Annotated in this window: 22 protein-coding genes; 5 read left to right on the top strand and 17 right to left on the bottom strand. The window is 41.7% G+C overall.

The genetic code is table 11. The features are described from left to right. The 3 genes from VJJ03_RS10135 to VJJ03_RS10125 all read left to right on the top strand — a co-directional run bounded on the left by VJJ03_RS10135 (position 1) and on the right by VJJ03_RS10125 (position 3,046). The gene (locus VJJ03_RS10135) at positions 1–492 is read left to right on the top strand and encodes a phage morphogenesis protein (RefSeq protein WP_323975388.1); all 492 of its coding nucleotides are present in this window, start codon (positions 1–3) and stop codon (positions 490–492) included. Next, the gene (locus VJJ03_RS10130) at positions 492–1,757 is read left to right on the top strand and encodes a phage portal protein family protein (RefSeq protein ID WP_323975387.1); all 1,266 of its coding nucleotides are present in this window, start codon (positions 492–494) and stop codon (positions 1,755–1,757) included. Before VJJ03_RS10135 ends, VJJ03_RS10130 begins: the two co-directional genes overlap by 1 nt. A 77-nt stretch (positions 1,758–1,834) precedes the next feature. Further along, on the top strand, positions 1,835–3,046 hold the full coding sequence (locus tag VJJ03_RS10125) for a phage minor head protein (protein ID WP_323975386.1): 1,212 nt from the start codon (positions 1,835–1,837) through the stop codon (positions 3,044–3,046). A 113-nt stretch (positions 3,047–3,159) separates the two neighbouring features. Here VJJ03_RS10125 and VJJ03_RS10120 read toward each other — a convergent pair whose 3' ends face one another. The 17 genes from VJJ03_RS10120 to VJJ03_RS10040 all read right to left on the bottom strand — a co-directional run bounded on the left by VJJ03_RS10120 (position 3,160) and on the right by VJJ03_RS10040 (position 11,967). Next, a complete protein-coding gene (locus VJJ03_RS10120) occupies positions 3,160–3,360 on the bottom strand; it encodes a hypothetical protein (protein ID WP_323975384.1) in 201 nt (66 codons plus the stop codon). A gap of 100 nt (positions 3,361–3,460) precedes the next feature. Continuing rightward, on the bottom strand, positions 3,461–3,913 hold the full coding sequence (locus VJJ03_RS10115; RefSeq protein ID WP_323975382.1) for a hypothetical protein: 453 nt from the start codon (positions 3,911–3,913) through the stop codon (positions 3,461–3,463). 7 nt (positions 3,914–3,920) lie between these two features. Then, a complete protein-coding gene (locus tag VJJ03_RS10110) occupies positions 3,921–4,481 on the bottom strand; it encodes a hypothetical protein (protein WP_323975380.1) in 561 nt (186 codons plus the stop codon). A gap of 1 nt (position 4,482) precedes the next feature. Next, a complete protein-coding gene (locus VJJ03_RS10105) occupies positions 4,483–4,638 on the bottom strand; it encodes a hypothetical protein (protein ID WP_323975379.1) in 156 nt (51 codons plus the stop codon). Further along, positions 4,625–5,041: a hypothetical protein gene (locus VJJ03_RS10100; RefSeq protein WP_323975377.1), complete on the bottom strand. Its 417-nt coding sequence runs from the start codon at positions 5,039–5,041 to the stop codon at positions 4,625–4,627. The genes VJJ03_RS10105 and VJJ03_RS10100 overlap by 14 nt, the downstream gene beginning before the upstream one ends. Positions 5,042–5,043: 2 nt before the next feature. Continuing rightward, complete coding sequence (locus tag VJJ03_RS10095; protein WP_323975376.1) at positions 5,044–5,520, bottom strand: hypothetical protein; 477 nt, start codon at positions 5,518–5,520, stop codon at positions 5,044–5,046. Between the two features lie 39 nt (positions 5,521–5,559). After that, on the bottom strand, positions 5,560–5,868 hold the full coding sequence (locus VJJ03_RS10090; RefSeq protein WP_323975374.1) for a hypothetical protein: 309 nt from the start codon (positions 5,866–5,868) through the stop codon (positions 5,560–5,562). A gap of 73 nt (positions 5,869–5,941) precedes the next feature. Beyond that, complete coding sequence (locus tag VJJ03_RS10085) at positions 5,942–6,604, bottom strand: DUF3164 family protein (protein WP_323975372.1); 663 nt, start codon at positions 6,602–6,604, stop codon at positions 5,942–5,944. An 18-nt stretch (positions 6,605–6,622) separates the two neighbouring features. Continuing rightward, positions 6,623–6,898 (bottom strand): hypothetical protein, encoded by a 276-nt coding sequence (locus VJJ03_RS10080; RefSeq protein ID WP_323975370.1) that lies wholly within the window; start codon positions 6,896–6,898, stop codon positions 6,623–6,625. A gap of 10 nt (positions 6,899–6,908) precedes the next feature. Next, positions 6,909–7,280: a hypothetical protein gene (locus VJJ03_RS10075; protein ID WP_323975368.1), complete on the bottom strand. Its 372-nt coding sequence runs from the start codon at positions 7,278–7,280 to the stop codon at positions 6,909–6,911. Positions 7,281–7,292: 12 nt separating this feature from the next. Then, complete coding sequence (locus VJJ03_RS10070; RefSeq protein WP_323975367.1) at positions 7,293–7,946, bottom strand: AAA family ATPase; 654 nt, start codon at positions 7,944–7,946, stop codon at positions 7,293–7,295. Positions 7,947–7,970: 24 nt separating this feature from the next. After that, positions 7,971–8,840, bottom strand: coding sequence for an AAA family ATPase (locus tag VJJ03_RS10065; protein WP_323975366.1), 870 nt, complete (start codon positions 8,838–8,840; stop codon positions 7,971–7,973). Continuing rightward, complete coding sequence (locus tag VJJ03_RS10060; RefSeq protein ID WP_323975364.1) at positions 8,837–10,876, bottom strand: hypothetical protein; 2,040 nt, start codon at positions 10,874–10,876, stop codon at positions 8,837–8,839. The genes VJJ03_RS10065 and VJJ03_RS10060 overlap by 4 nt, the downstream gene beginning before the upstream one ends. 93 nt (positions 10,877–10,969) lie before the next feature. Next, positions 10,970–11,251: a hypothetical protein gene (locus VJJ03_RS10055; RefSeq protein WP_323975361.1), complete on the bottom strand. Its 282-nt coding sequence runs from the start codon at positions 11,249–11,251 to the stop codon at positions 10,970–10,972. A gap of 92 nt (positions 11,252–11,343) precedes the next feature. After that, a complete protein-coding gene (locus tag VJJ03_RS10050; RefSeq protein WP_323975359.1) occupies positions 11,344–11,604 on the bottom strand; it encodes a hypothetical protein in 261 nt (86 codons plus the stop codon). Next, positions 11,604–11,738, bottom strand: coding sequence for a hypothetical protein (locus tag VJJ03_RS10045; RefSeq protein ID WP_298823170.1), 135 nt, complete (start codon positions 11,736–11,738; stop codon positions 11,604–11,606). Before VJJ03_RS10045 ends, VJJ03_RS10050 begins: the two co-directional genes overlap by 1 nt. A 16-nt stretch (positions 11,739–11,754) precedes the next feature. Then, on the bottom strand, positions 11,755–11,967 hold the full coding sequence (locus VJJ03_RS10040; RefSeq protein WP_323975356.1) for a hypothetical protein: 213 nt from the start codon (positions 11,965–11,967) through the stop codon (positions 11,755–11,757). 28 nt (positions 11,968–11,995) lie between these two features. Here VJJ03_RS10040 and VJJ03_RS10035 point away from each other — a divergent pair, with 28 nt between their 5' ends. Both VJJ03_RS10035 and VJJ03_RS10030 read left to right on the top strand, forming a co-directional pair. Then, positions 11,996–12,214, top strand: coding sequence for a DUF1896 family protein (locus VJJ03_RS10035; RefSeq protein ID WP_238423886.1), 219 nt, complete (start codon positions 11,996–11,998; stop codon positions 12,212–12,214). After that, a partial coding sequence (locus tag VJJ03_RS10030) for an N-6 DNA methylase (protein WP_323975354.1) occupies positions 12,201–15,877 on the top strand: 3,677 nt, incomplete at its 3' end. The genes VJJ03_RS10035 and VJJ03_RS10030, both read left to right, overlap by 14 nt.

Raw genomic sequence — 15,877 nt, 5'->3', positions numbered from 1 at the left:
ATGTCTAATAACAATTTACAAGAACTCCGCAAAAAGCTTGAAGCCCTCGCACGCTTAGTGAAAGAGGATATCCCTATTGTACTTAAAACAGAGGGGCTCAAGTTTATTCAAAAGAACTTCCAAGATGAGGGGTTTAATGATGAGGGCTTACAGAAGTGGCAACCTCGCAAAACTACCGATACACGAGGGCGAGACCTTACTCGTTACCGTTCGGATAGGGTAGGCAAAAAAGGCACCCTTACCCCCTTTGGTAAGCGTAACCAAGGACGTGCTATCCTTACAGGATACAACTCAGGAGGCAACAAGCTACGACACTCATTTAATTGCCTGTGCGGCTCGCACCAGGTTACCTTCTACACCCATAAGGAGTATGCCCTAAGACACAACGAGGGCTTGAAAGGTATGCCTAAGCGCCAATTTATAGGTGACTCCAAAACCTTATTCAACAATGTCAAAAAGGAAATAGACCGTTTATTCAATCAATTAAAATAATGGCAAAGCAACTCCATAAACAACGTATAGAAAAGAGTGTCACCCTTAGTGGTAATGCACTTAATAAAAAGGTACATTTGGGCAAAAACACAGCTCAAAACATTCAGCAGGTAACCAATCTAATGGTGGACATCATCAAAAGACAACGCAGGCTATGGCGTACTGAACTCAACCATTGGCACTCGGCACGTTATGCCCGCTATAGTGTGGAATACCCTCGTACTTACCCTCTGGAGGAGGTATACCAGGATGTACTCCTCGATGGACACCTTACTGGTATCACCGAAAACCGTACTTTAAGAACTACGAATAAGGACTATATTATCGCCATCGATGAGATTAAGGACGACACCTTAACCGAGTATATCAAGGACAAACAATGGTTTGAGGACGTTATTGAGTTCGCTCACCAAAGCATCTATCACGGGCATTCACCTATATGGCTCAAAGAGGTAACCAAGGGCGAAATCAAAGCCGTAGAACTTATTGATAGAGGCTTGGTAATCCCCGAAAAGCACGTACTTTTAAAAGACTACGATGCTACTACTGGCATAGACCTACGAGATATACAAGAGGTAGTATTAGTAGCACAATTCTACAAGCATTCGGGTTTATTGGAAAAAGCGACTCCTTATGCGATACTCAAGCGCCATTCGTGGGGTTCGTGGGATGAGTTCGAGGAGTTATTCGGTATTCCTATACGTATTGCCAAAATTGCTTCGCAAAGTGATAGTGTGAAAGAGGAAGTTGCCCATTGGTTGGAGGAAATGGGTTCAGCTTCGTATGGAGTATTTCCTATTGGTACAGAAGTAGATATTAAGGAGAACAGCAAAGCCGATGCCTTCCAAGTGTTTTATCGCAAAATTGAAGCCTTAGACAAGGAGTTATCAAAACTCGTTCTTCACCAAACAATGACTACCGAAAACGGCAGTAGCAAGGCACAAGGTACGGTACACGAGAACACTTTGGAGGAAGTTGTGTATGCCGACGAAAAGAAGATGTTGGCTTTCCTCAATAACCAACTTTTGCCCGCTATGCGTGCCATTGGCTACCCTATTCCTGACAATGCAAAAATAGCCGTAGAAAAAACAACAGACCCCAATGAGCAAATCGCCATAGACGGGGTACTCTTGGGACGTGGCTATATCCTTACCCAGGACTATATAGAGCGTACTTATGGGGTAGAAATAGAAAGTATGCCTACCTCCTCCCTCTCCTTGGGAGAGGGACAGGGTGAGGAACAGAACGAGTCAAAAAAAGCCTAAGCCTACTCAAGTTACATTATCATACCCATTGTTGCCCACAGCACGAGCCTATAAAGCTCAGTAAGGAAGACAACAATTTGAGTAGGCTCATAGAGGGGTACATACGTGAGGCTTTTGAAGAGCGTAGTATTAGTGAGGCACAAAGCAAAGAACTATGGCTATACTACTACAAGCACCTAAATAAAGCCTTAGCAGAGGGCTACAACCCTACTATTGAGGAAACTAATACCGAACTCGTAACCTCACTAAAGCACAACCTTGCACGCTTCTCAGCTTTCAAAGAAACGAGTTTTAAACAGCAGATAGAGCAAGCCCTTATAAAAGAAGGCAAGGTGCTTTCGTGGCAAGAGTTCAAAGCCGAAGCTAATAAACTGAATATAGAATATAATAGGCGTTGGTTACAAACCGAGTATAACCAAACAGTGGCTAATGCACTCTCAGCACAAAAGTACGAGGAGTATATAGCCAATAAGCGCATATACCCTAACCTTACCTATCACGCTGTGCACGACGACCGTACCCGTGAAAGCCACCGTGCCTGGGATGGGCTTACGCTACCTGTAGAGCATTCCTTTTGGAAAACACACCTACCCCCTAATGATTGGGGTTGCCGTTGCTACGTAGAGCCTACTGCTGACCCTGTAACCGAGGGTATACGTACAGAAGAGGTACCCATAAAAGAAGCCTTTGCTAATAACCCTGCTCTTTCAGGAGAGATATTTCCCGTAATACCATACACCAAAGGAATGAGTGAAAAAGCCGTTAAGGAAGTAGAAAAGCAGGTGGAGAAACGATTGGAAAAGCTCGGCGAAAACTATATAGAGAAGGTGATAAAAGAATACCCTAACGGAGGAAAAATAAACATCTCTAACCTTGTGAATACAGAGGGAGCAGACTATGAGCGTGTATATAACTGTTGCGACTTCTTTGCTAAGCAAGGACAGGAAACCACTATATTACCACGCTTTAACTCACCTTTGAAGAGTGAACTTTATCAGCAACTTTATGCCGATTTGTGGGGAACCCCTTATTGGGGTAAATGTCCCGACTTTAAAGTAGGGAATAAGTTTTATGAACACGAGGGACATAATAATTCTAAAAATGCTTTATCTAAAATGCTATCAAGAGGTTTAAAACAATCTGATTGTATTATAATAGAGGAGGGTAATTATACAATGGAGCATCTTAAAAAGCTCATTAAGTTTAGTATTAGAGAAGGGAAACAGATAAGTGAAGTATGGATATTAAAAGAAGGTGGAGAGTTAGAAAAGATAGAGTTCCTACAATAAACCCGAACGCCTATGAAAAGATAAATCTTAACATAGGCGTTGGTATCGCCGAATCCGCAGAATCAACATTGCAAAAGTACGACTATTTTTTAAATTGCCAAAACTTTTTTCAATTATTTTTCTCCGTAGATACCCTCATAGAAAACTATTGCTTCTACAGTGCGAGAGGAAAGGTACATCTGCGTGGCAACTTCTGCAATAATAGCCTCCGTCCGCCACTGAGGGTGGCGCTGGCTAAGGCTCTCAAAGAGCTTGCGAATGCTCTCATTACGTTGCTTTAAACGCTCTTTTCTCCGTATCGTATAGGACTGCATAATTATAGGTTTTACGTCTGCAAAGTTAAAAAAATGCCCGCTAATTTCCAAATTGGAAAAGCGGACATTCAACGTGAAATAAGGAATATTTAAAGCCTATCTATCGTATCAACCTTTTTACCTTTCTCTTAAAGGCTTCCGAGTAGGTCTCCTCTCGGCTTTCCTCATAACGGAACTCATTATGTTCCCGTTCTCGCTCTTCTATGACAAAGTCAATACGTTCCTTGTCATAATCGCGAAAAAGACTCATTACCTTTGCCACAGACAACCGCTCATATAACGCACCATATTCTCCATTGATTAAGCGCTTAAATATATAGGCTATCTCCGAGATTTTCAAATAACCATAATCGGCAAGTATCTCCTCAGCACATAGGCGCATTTGACTTTCATTCAGAGGCTTATTTAAGTCTAATAATTCATTAAGATACACCAGCCATAAGAGAATATAACTCCTTAGATACTCCTCTCCTCGCTCCTTTCTAATATCCGAAAGAGAATAAGTCTTCCTATCCATAGCATCCCCTATATGTTTGAGATTTACACTGCGCATAAGACAGTTATTCGGGGCATAGACCTCTAAGAATTTCTCGTTTGAAATGGTCGCTAACTCTTCCTTTTGTTTTATTATTACCTCGTTTTGCATTTTGTAATATCTTGTTTAATTGTGAATTAATGTACTTCAAATCGGTGTTCCGCTGGTGGAACTCATCCAACTGCCCCCAGTGTTGCAGTAGGTACAGCCACGTGGCAAGGGCTTCCTCCTCGTCGGCAGAGTTACCTGTCAGGTAGGTGATGATTTGTTTCAGCGCCTTGCCGTCCGCACCAGTGAATTTTGGGGACAAACCAAATTGTCTATGGTAGAAGGCAAACCACTCATCTAAGAATAGGGTGTATAAGCTCGGCGGGTTCGCCTCTTCCTCTCGGTAGGTAACTCTATCCCCCCAAGTCCCTTGCCATTCCTCTATAAGGCTCTCCAAGGGAGGAATAAGCAAACCTATTTGCTTGAGGTATTCCCCCTCTAAAGTACCTTTTTTGACCTCTAACTTAGAGAACTTTCCACCTTTATATGTGAGTTTTAGCACAACTGCACAACTGCGTATGGTTACTATATAGGTCATTTTACACTTCTACTTTTGTCTTTGTTAGTTGTTTTCCACAATCTGCACAAAATACAGCCGTTACAGCTACCGTACAGTACCCGCCTATCGTACGCAAGACTTGGTGGATATGCTTGCACTCTTCATTTTTCACTTTTCGCTTTTTACTTTTTCTCATATCTCTTCTCAATTATCTTTTCTAATGCCCCTATCACCTTACTGACTTCCTTGGTAGTCATTTCCTTTAATGGCTTCTGTACGGGGCACCTCTTGGAAAGGAGCCACTTACCCAATTGCTGAAGGTTAGGGATCTTAGGGTTGCCCGCCCGCACCCAACCCAGTTCGTGGCACTTAGCCAACAGGCTAAGGTGTTGTGCGTTATGGCTATCAAAGTACGCTTCCTTGCTGTAGTTATACTTCAGCCAGTCTAACACTTCAAAGGCTTCTGCCTCTGTCAGCTCCTTGCTTGAGCCCAGCTCTCTTTGGGCAAAGTCCGATAGGAAAGCCAGCCGTCCCTCTCTATCCTTAAACCTCTTTCCTAAGAGGCTTTGTAGGATCTTTAGTTGTCGTGTGCTAATCATAACTATTTCCCAAAAAGTTCCCTATACGTAGTAGTTGTTATTTCCTCACAATCTTTTGGAATAACAACATCACAATCTTCATTTACACAAAAACCAAAGTACTTATCATTTCCTTTGTCGAATCCTATATTACTAAATGCCTCATCCCAACCGATACAGGCATTAAGCTCGGATCTGGTGATAGTAGGTGCCTGGTCAAAGTCTGCTTGTACAGCTTTTCCTTGTTTGGTGTTCAACCGAGGCGTATATTCATTTTCCTTATCTTTTACTTTTTTCCAGACCTTAGTATCTACTATAGTATCTTTAGGAAATATGACTGAGGAAATACCCCCATCTATAACCCAATAGGCTCCTCTCCAAGAGGTAAAACCATACTTATTAGCTAATGCTTTTTGATTTTCAAAGCAAATATCGAATTTGTCAACTATCTTTTGAAACTTCTTTCCTGTTTCACTATCTTTTTTTGTTATAAAATACATTTTAAATCGTTTTTAAAGGTTATTTAATTTGCCCTCCTATTATACATTAGAAGCGTTTATTAAGTAAGCAGCCTTTAGTTGGAATAAAGCTACCTCAAAACCCACCAAATAGAAATTTTCGGTAGTATAATCTTCAAAGGAAAGACGCAAAGGGGTACATTGCGAGTGCTTTTCATTAATTTCTTTAGCGCTTTCAAGTATATAGGTTTTCAAAACATCTACTCTATTCGCCTCGTACAGGTCTCCATTTAGCTCCTCCAAGAGAGCTAAGAATTCGGCTTGTAACTTGTTTTTAGGCTTATTTCTATCCGTACAATAGCAATAGTAATGTGTTGGTTTTTCTTTCATTTTAAATCGTTTTTAAAGGTTGTTTAATTATAGAGGCGACAAGCCCCTAATAATTGCCTGCGGGTGCTACCCGCTAATCTATAGAAAAGTTAAAATTAACCCGCTTTTCTATCCCATTCTCAAAGGTAACTAACTTATACCCTCGTATATACATACTGGTACGTATATCTATGATAGCTTGTTCTATAATATCCATACCCTCATCAAAGAGAACGCTGTTAGCCTTTTGTCTCAGTGTTCCCAGTTTGCGCACCTCTCGTGGGTTTAAGTTTCCCTGTGCATCTGTCCTTAATGCCGTATTGAGGAACTCCAATAGAAGTTTTTCATTCTCACTATCTCCTGCCAAAGACGACATATAGGTTTTGATTTTCTTAAGCCCCTCACTCTCTGTACCATTAAAGGCGGGACGTACATTCCAACCTATACGGATACTTGCCGAACCATCGGGCTTGGTAAAGGTATGTGAGTCTTGTGCTTCTTTCTTATTGCCATAAAGCTCTGAACGAAGCTCAATAATAGTAGTTGCTTCCTGAAAGAGTTTTGCAACCAAATCCTCTACATCCTCCCGTTGGGAAAGGCAGAAATCAATATTGTTGTCTACCAATTCGGATTCAAGTTCCAGAAGTGTCTGTCTATTCTTCTGTTTAGCCAGTCTATCAGCTCTTTGCTTCTCTTTTAACTGATTTTCTAATTGTTTTAGTGCTTCCGCACTCATCTGTGATAAATCTACGTTCATTATATTCTATTTTTAAAATTATCTTACTACTTTTGCTTTATATAGTTCGTGGGTTTCTACGGGCTCCCAAGTCTTTGTATCCCGATTGTACCAAGTCAATACCCTATCTTGGTTATATCTGAAGTTGGGAGCTTCCCACCTATTCTCTCGTATCCATTCGTAAATGGTAAGTACCACTATTGGTACACTTATCCTGTAGCCAACGTGATACTGGTGTATCATCATCCGCTCTTGTGCTGTTAAGGCTTGTAGAAAGTTATCCAGCCTTAGTACTTCCATATATAGCTGTTTCATTGTACTATTATTATCTATCATTCACATTTTTGCTTATTGCCTGTAATAGTGTCTTGGGATATATATGATTAATCTCCTCCGCCTGTAAGTGTATCATCAGCTCCACATCCTCTCGGTCAAATATGCCCTCCCTGAGTGCCTTGCCGTAATATCTCTCTATATCACGCTCCACATACACCTCCCACTGCTGGGCAAACCAATTTAGTAAATGGTCATTTAGCTTTAGAGCTAATACATCTTTTGAGATTTGCTTTGTTTTGTTCACAATATCACACCAATCCTCGAAGTATAGCCATTGTAAGTGCTCATACCCTAAAGGTTTATAGTCCAAGTAGTATAGCAGACAGTCCCTGAATGCTTTTTGCTTTTCTATTGTTCCCATATTTATTATCTATTATCTAATCATTTTCAATTCTCTTTCTCCTGCTTTGCTTTCGGAGATGATGTAGGGTTCCAGTTCATTTCCTCCCGTTCGTGTCTTGTCTATATAAGCCTTGAAGTCCTTTACTAAGATTCTATCTTGGCAAAACCAGTAAAACTCCTCCGCTACGGCTCCTTTGGGCATTCCCTTACTCATTTGTGAGATTCCAATAAATAGGGTTTGAGGAAATTGCAGGATAAGATCATGATAAGCTGTTGCTTTCTGTCCTCTAAAACAAGCCTGCACGCTATCTATAAAGACTATCTTAGGTTGCTGTGGGCGACTAAGACGTTGTACCAGTTTATCCAAAGGCTCTCCACACACCAGGTATTTGTTTTTATATTGTTTAAGCCCTGTACGTTCCAAATTTGTAAGTAGTGACAGGCTTCCACACTCTTCCAAAGAGTTGTATAACACCTTTTCCCCTTGGCATAACTCCCGCATCAATTGTAGTGCGTAGGTTGTCTTTCCGTGCCCTGAATCTCCATAGATAAGGATACTCCCTGCTCTCTCTATCTCCCCTAAGTGTTCTTTCCATCCCCCTTTCAGAGGCAATGTCTTATATTTCTTTCTCGCCAAGTCCTCATAGGTGTAAGCCCTTGGTATAGTTGTTTTGTTGTCAGTCATTAGTCATTTGTTACTTATCATTAGTCATTTATCACTCGTCATTATTACCGTACGTACTTTCCTAAGGCTTCCCTTGGTACGAGCAAAGAGCTGTTCGGGGGTAAGGGTAGAGCCGTTTGCTTCGCCTATCTGGGCTATTTGTCCCAAGAGAAAAGCCGTAATTGCTTCGTTGTCTTGGGCAGGACTTACGCGGCTATACTTGGAGCCGTAGCGGTCAAATATCTCTGCATATCCTACTTTTTTGATGTCCTTGTTGCGGTCTATCTTTGCCTGTAAGCCGTCGGCACCCATCATATACCAACCACAAGCGTACTCGGTAGCATTCCATAGGCTTTTTAACTCAAGGAAAGCGTGGTACTCCAAGTCTCCCGCCTCGTCCAAGATGATAAGTGGGTTTTCCAATTGTTTTACATAGAATACCAAGTCTTCATATACATCGGCATAACGCCCAGTATGGGCAATACCAAACTCTTGTGCGATCTTGCGAATGAGCTTCTGCTTTGTCTTTACCTGGGAGCAGTCTATATACACTGCATTCTTGTTCTTGCTCACATACACTTTGGCAGTGTGTGTCTTGCCAATTCCTGCCCTATCACATAGGATAGCCGAGATGGAACGCTCTTGGCAGGCTGAAAGTTGCAGGTAGATGTATTGGAAGGTCTCTGTTTCTACAGTAACCCAGGGACGTTCGTCCTTGAGTTGTACTTGGAGCCTGCGGGCTATGCTGACCCAATTGGCATCGCTAAGCACGCCCTCCAATTCTCCTTTCTTGATACGGCTGTACTGCGCTGTGTTAATCCCCAAGCTCTGTGCGTGCTTGCTGTCGGATTGGTAGTTCTTTCTGTTTTCGGCAATCGCCAAAATGATTTTTTCTTTTAATGCTGTTGTGATCATAGGTCTAATAAGGCTTTATTTATCATTTCTGTTTTAGTTTTCTGATAGGCTTTGTAGTTAGTAGTTTTCTGCTCCTCATAGGCTACAGTGGGGGCAGAAGCAGCTACTTTTTGTGTCTTTTTCTCTACCGAAAGCGTGCCTACCTTTGAGAGCTTTTCAGTGGTTTTTTCTTTCGTATATTGGTCAAACTGCTTGATATAATGCATTTGCTCTTGGTATATCTCCTTATCCTCCTCTGTCCATTCGGCATTGGCTCGGTTAAAGGATTTAAGGCGCTTACACTCGCATAAGAATTGGTTTTCTTGGTACAAATACACCTCCTCTACACCCTCCTCATTGGGGAGGTAATAGGCTTGTACCTCATAGGAGGAAAGCAAGGAAATAACTTGTGGGTTGGGCAATTGGTACTTTTGATATTGTACGGCTACATATTGGTTTCTGCGTATGGTAGTAGGCACACATCTGCCTATATATTGCGCCAAGAGGGCTCGGTTGAGTTTGGGTAGGTTCGGATTTACATTTTCTAAAAACACCTGCAAACGTGTCTTTCCAGGGAAGCGCTCTTGGTCGGGGTGTAGCTGATTGTTATAGAGGATTTGCTCTTCCATTTCCGAAGCTACTATCTCTTCGTAGGTAGCCTTAGCCTCCTTATAGTTATCATTGAACTCGTCAAATATCTTTTGTGTGGTTACTCGGTTGCTGTCTCGTCGTGCATAGTGTCGCCCTACATTTTGGTGTCTGTCTTTCTCTATCCCGTACTTCTTACCTCGTATCATGGTCTCGGCATACTTCTCTTGCGAATTGGTTGGGTTACAGAATCGCACAAACGGGAAAATGTTATTGGCTTTGAGCAAGCCCTCCACGTGTTCGCCTGTAAGGTGTCGCTCTACTTCTATCTGCATTGGGGTACCTAATCCATATTGAGCCGTAAAGCGAAACATAGAGCGGAAGCAGTCCAAGAATAATTCGTTGTCTTTCTTTTTACTGTGTGCAATACCAATCAATGCTGTACTCATCACATCATAAGCATAGTAGGCCATAACCTTGTCGCCATTGGGCAGTTTGGTGTGCATTAGGTCTCGGTCATCTAAGGTGATTTTACTCATAGAGTAAAGCGGTGCGTGACGATTGACGTGCGGACGTTCCTTGTGGCTAAAGTCATATTCTCCGTTGCGAGCTTTTTTGATAACCAACTGATTTTCGGGTTTGTTCAGCCATAGCTTTACGGTGCTTTCAGAGACTTCTAAGATGTTTCCATGTTCGTCGCAAAAGTCCTGCTCCACATTGAAAAGTTCACCTGTGGCTTTGTCAAAGATTTCTATCTCGCCATAAAGGAACTGTCTATAAATATCATACACTGAACTCATATAGGGTTTGTTTGGCATGCAGCAGATAGAGATAAAAAGCCTCTCCATTACTTCCGTTACTACTTTGGCGTTGTCCGATCCCTCTCCTTTGTGGATAAAAGCATAGTAGCCCTCACTGAGATACTGGTTATATTTGCGTTGCAGGCTTCTTGGATTATTCGGCAAGTCAAAGTGCCAACGTTCGGAATTCAGTGTATTGACAGCCTCGCTAATGTTTTTCCATATCTCCACCTTTTTCCCTTTGTAAAGAGGGTTTTTGATACGCCCTTTAAAGAGGCTTTCAATAGCGTTTAAAATCATAGCCGAAGTAGCTTTTTCCCGTTGCTCTTCTATCTTTAGAGGCTTTCCATTGGGCTTGCGGTGACCTGAAAAGAAGTTAATAGCTTCCAGGTCGGGCACCAATAGAGGTTCGAGGTCATTCTGTAAGATCTTACTATCTTCGGGCTTGCCCAACATTCTCACGCAAACCTCCTTGATATTAACCCCTTTCACCACAGGCAACTCGTGGAATGACACCCACGCTTCGTTGCCTAAGCCTTTCCCTGGTTGGGTAGTGATGAGCTTACCACGGCTACATAGCTTCTTGTAGTAGTCATAGCTCATCAGTCCCCAATCATCGTATAGGAGCCGTGCAGGTATGGATAATATGTTGTTCTTGTATGCGTACATTTGTGTGTTTTTTTGGCTTTTGCCTTTGCTCCCTAATGCAGGTGCGACCTGCTACGTTACCGCTTCGGCTCTTAGCCTATTAGGGATTTCAAACTAATTCAACCAAGTTCGTGACTGCGACTCTCCTATATATACATCCCAACTACGTCTTGGCTCATGCTCGCTATTGCAAAACCAATCCAATGTTTCCTCATTACCAAAAGTTACCTCAAGAGTACGTCTTAACTTTCTAAGCCACTTTTGCAATTGATCCCATTCAATAGGATTGGTAAGGTCTATATAGCGAATATCAATATTTACGTCCTTGCCAATTCCTTTTTCGCTTATCTTTACATCAGCAGAAAAGCGTACGCCATTGTTTTTCTTTGTTTCCATAATGCTTTATTTTTATCCGTTTATGGCTCCCTAATGCGATTTCGCTTCGCCAACCTTTCGACTGTCTGTCCTACTGACTTAGGGATTTCAAACTAACTAATATTAAAGGTGAAAGTTTTCCAACTTTTAGGTTTATAATCTCTATCAAACCCAACAGTAATATATTTTTTACTATTGTTGTGAAGCGCCGAATCTTCCTCATTATCGTCAAGAGTGCCATTTTCATTAGACTTTCCTATGTTGGAAGCTATTATAATTAGCGAGTTTTTAACCTGTTCATTTAGTTTCCTAAATTCCTCTTTAACTAACTTATTTACCAATAAAGCAATCTGTTTTTTTACCTTTCTTTTCATTACCTTCGGTATTTTACAGCTCGGTTATACAATATTTTTTCTCGTTTGACCACGATCCCTAAGAAAGTGGTGATAATTTCCCTGCCTATCACATCTAAGTGGCCATTGAGCAGAAGTACTGTTTTTCTTTTCATAATGCTATTTTTTTAATTAATCTTCTAAATCGTCCTCACTTACAGGAATTAAGCAATCTATATCATATAGGGCGGAGAATTTCTCACCCTTATCTGTTGCGAACACTACTCTTACCACGGTAGTCATTTCGCCTTCGTCATAAACCCCTATCACTGTCCCGATGTTTCCTTGTTGCCCTGCGGGGTCTGTAGTGTATCGGCTTATCTTTACTTGATCTCCTATTTTCATAATATCTTTTTTCTTCTCTCCCTTTGATATGGTTTTTGAGGTCGTTTCTCAGGAGTTCGACACTCAATTAGCTGATGAGGATTTGCGCCCCTTTGCTCTAAAAATCTTCCCAGAACTGGTTCCTTACTTTAAAAAGTACGAGAATGAAATCGATGAGGATTTTCAGCACTCCGCTGCCTATCAATCCCTCTACACAGAACTTACGGGTGCCATCGAACTATGGATAGAAGAAAATGGCATATCTTAAACGACTGAGCTTTAATCGCAATGCTCGTGCACTGGCATTGGCTTTCGATTTAGAGAAGCAAAAGCGCACGCTTCTAAGCCAAGAAGAGCGAGAACTCTTACAACACTATTCAGGCTTCGGGGGATTGAAATTTATCCTCAATCCCCACCAGTCTGAAGCTGATTTAAAGTACTGGGCAAAGGCTGACCAAGTCTTTTGGCAAGATGTAAGGAGTCTGTATGCCCTTATTAGAGAACATTCCACTGATGAAAGGCAATTCCAAAACTATGTACAAAGTCTTAGAAATTCTGTACTAACGGCTTTTTATACCCCAATGCGTCTTACCTCGGCTATCGCTTCAGCAATAAAGGAAACAGGCGTACCTCTGCAAACAATGTTAGAACCCTCAGCAGGAGGAGGCAATTTTATCCGTGCTTTTAAAGAAGAGCACCCCTCTCTTGCTGTCACTGCTTTTGAAAAGGACTTACTCACAGGCAAGGTGCTCTCTCATCTTTACCCTCAGGAGCAAGTACATATCGATGGCTTCGAACAAAGCAGCCCACTGAAAAGAAATCAGTTTGATTTGGTAACCAGCAACATCCCTTTTTCCGATACTGCTGTCTTTGATTTGAGTTACTCTCGTAGTAGCGATCCTGCTAAGGTACAAGCCTCCCGTAGGGTACACAACTACTTTTTCTTAAAGGGCTTAGATATGGTAAAGGAAGGGGGACTCCTTGCCTATATCACCTCTCAAGGGGTAGCCGATAGCCCTCAAAATGAGATTATTCGCCAAGCGATGCTCTCCAATGCGCGCCTTGTCTCTGCCGTGCGCCTGCCTAACAACCTCTTTACCGATTATGCAGGTACCGAAGCAGGAAGCGATCTTATTATCCTTCAAAAAGACAGTCAAAGAGGCGCTTTAAACCCTATAGAAGAGCAGTTTTGCAATACAGCAAGGCTACCACAGGGGATGCTACAAAACGAGTATCTTTCACAAAGAGAAAACGTTATTTGTACGGATGCTCTTGCAGGTACCAACCTATACGGACAGCCCGCAATGGTCTATACCCATAGTGAAGGAGTAGAAGGTATTGCCAAGGAGGTAAAAGAAAGAATCCTAAGCGATTTTAAAGCACATTATCTATCGCCTGAAACACCACAACAAAGCCAAACACCACAAATCAAGCTACAAGAGGTTAATTCACAAAAAATTGAGGTAAAGGAAATTGAGGTAAAAAAGGTTGAACGGCAAGAATTTATTGAAATTGAAAGTAAAATCAACGAGTCTTCCTTTGCTATTTCCAATGTTAATCTCACCTCTAAAGAGTCAAAAGAATTTAAGAATCAAAAAGTTGAACCCAAAGTCATTCAGCTAAGTCTCTTTGATTTTCTATCAGAACAGGAAGCCACCGCTACTTTAGTGAGTCCTCCCAACATTTCAGCTAAAACAGTCCCTACTATACCCACTGGAGCTAAAAAGAAAACAAAGAAGAAAACAACTACCTCTCAATTAGGGAATGCTCAAAAGTTAGACTTGTTTTCTTTTACTTATCCTGTCAATCAAGGGAATGAAACAGAGGTGCTTTCAAAAGCTTCTCCTGCTTTGTATTACACGCCTCCTGCGGTATCATTACTAAAAGAACCTGTACCTTTTGAGGGAGAATATTTTCCTCATTTCAGAGAAGATACTTTGGTTGTACAAGCTGATACAGTGGGCTTTTTGCAAGATCTCAATAAGAACAAAACAGCTGCTACCTTTGTGCCTCTTGCGCTTTCTTCTTTGGAAAGGCAAAAAGCCATTGCCTATATCACTCTGCGTGATGCTTATTCCAACTTGTACCATAAAGAGGCTACCACCTATATCCCTTATCCTACGGAAAGAGAAAATCTTAATGCCCTTTACGATACTTTTGTCAAGAACTATGGTCGGCTAAATAGTGCTGATAATATCAAGCTAATAAAAACCGATGCCTCAGGAGCTGAAATCCCTTACTTAGAGCGTATCAAAAACGGTGTTTATCAAAAAGCAGATATCTTTCACAAGCCTGTGGTATTCTCTATGAGGAAGAATGAAAACATTTCTACTGAAGAGGCGCTACTCACTTCCCTAAGTGAATTGGGGCGGGTGGATATTCCCTACATAGCTGAGCTTTCTAACACCAATGAGGAAGAAGTCAAAGCGCAGTTACAGGGCAAACTCTTTTACAATCCTATAGAGGACGAATACCAAATTGCCCAAAAGTGGCAAGCGGGGGATGTCTTTACTAAAATCAAAGCCGTAGAAGCATATCAAAATACTCACCCTGAACATCCTAAGCAATCAGAAATTGAGCACGCTTTAGAGGAACTCAGGCAGGTAATTCCTACCCCTATTCCTTTTGAAGAGTTGGATTTTAACTTGGGAGAGCGTTGGATCTCCCCACAAATCTATAGTGATTTTGCCTCTTCGCTTTTCGATACCAAGGTAGGTGTGCAATACAGTGCTCAAACCGATGAGTTTTCAGTGGAATGCCGACAAAAGAACTTACATATCTGGGAGAAATACGCTGTAAAAAGTGAGAGCAGAACCTACGATGGTATTGCCCTCTTCAAACACGCCTTGGTAAATACCACCCCTGATATTACCAAGAAAATAAAGATAGACGACAAGGAAGTCAAGGTGCGCGATATGGAGGCAATCCAACTGGCAAACAGCAAGATTGATGAAATACGCAATGCTTTCCCTCTGTGGCTTTTAGAGCAGAGTCAGGAGTTTAAAGACCGCTTAGCTGAGCAGTACAATCAGTCTTTTAACTGTTTTGTACGTCCGCAATATGATGGTTCTTTTCAGTCCTTCCCTGGACTTGATAGAGAGAGTTTAGGCATAGAGGATTTGTATGATAGTCAGAAAGATGCTATTTGGATGATAAAGCTCAACAATGGGGCGATTTGCGACCACGAGGTAGGAGCTGGTAAAACCCTTATTATGTGCTGTGCCGCTCAAGAGATGAAGCGTTTAGGATTGGCGCATAAACCGATGATTATAGGGCTTAAAGCCAATGTACACGAAATAGCCGAGACCTATCGCCGTGCCTATCCTTTTGCTAAAATCCTTTACCCTGGCAAGGAGGATTTTACCCCTCAAAAGCGTTTGCGTATCTTTGAAGACATCAAAAACAATGATTGGGATTGCGTGATTCTCACCCACGACCAGTTTAAGATGATACCGCAATCCCCCGAAGTGCAACAGAGCATTTTGCAAGAAGAACTCCAAGATGTTGAAGAGAGTCTTTGGCAGTTGGAAAAACAAGGCAGTGAAGTCTCTCGTGCGATGATCAAGGGGATGTACAAGCGTAAAGAAAACTTAGAGGTAAAGCTCAAAACCTTAGAACACGACATCAATGAGCGCACCGATGATACAGTAGATTTTAAGATGATGGGCATTGATCACCTCTTAGTAGATGAAAGCCATAAGTTCAAAAACTTAATGTTCAATACAAGGCACGATAGAGTGGCAGGATTGGGAAACTCTCAAGGCAGTCAAAAAGCCCTCAACCTGCTTTTTGCCTTGCGAACTATTCAAGAGCGCACTGGCAAGGATATGGGAGCTACTTTTCTATCGGGCACAACTATTTCCAATTCACTTACTGAGCTTTATTTGCTCTTTAAGTACCTGCGTCCTCAAGCCTTAGAAAAGCAACAAAT

This window comes from Capnocytophaga sp. G2 (genome assembly GCF_035282625.1).
GTDB lineage: Bacteria > Bacteroidota > Bacteroidia > Flavobacteriales > Flavobacteriaceae > Capnocytophaga.
The sequence above is the reverse complement of the archived record's forward strand: the minus strand, read 5'-3'. Positions and strand labels throughout refer to the sequence as shown.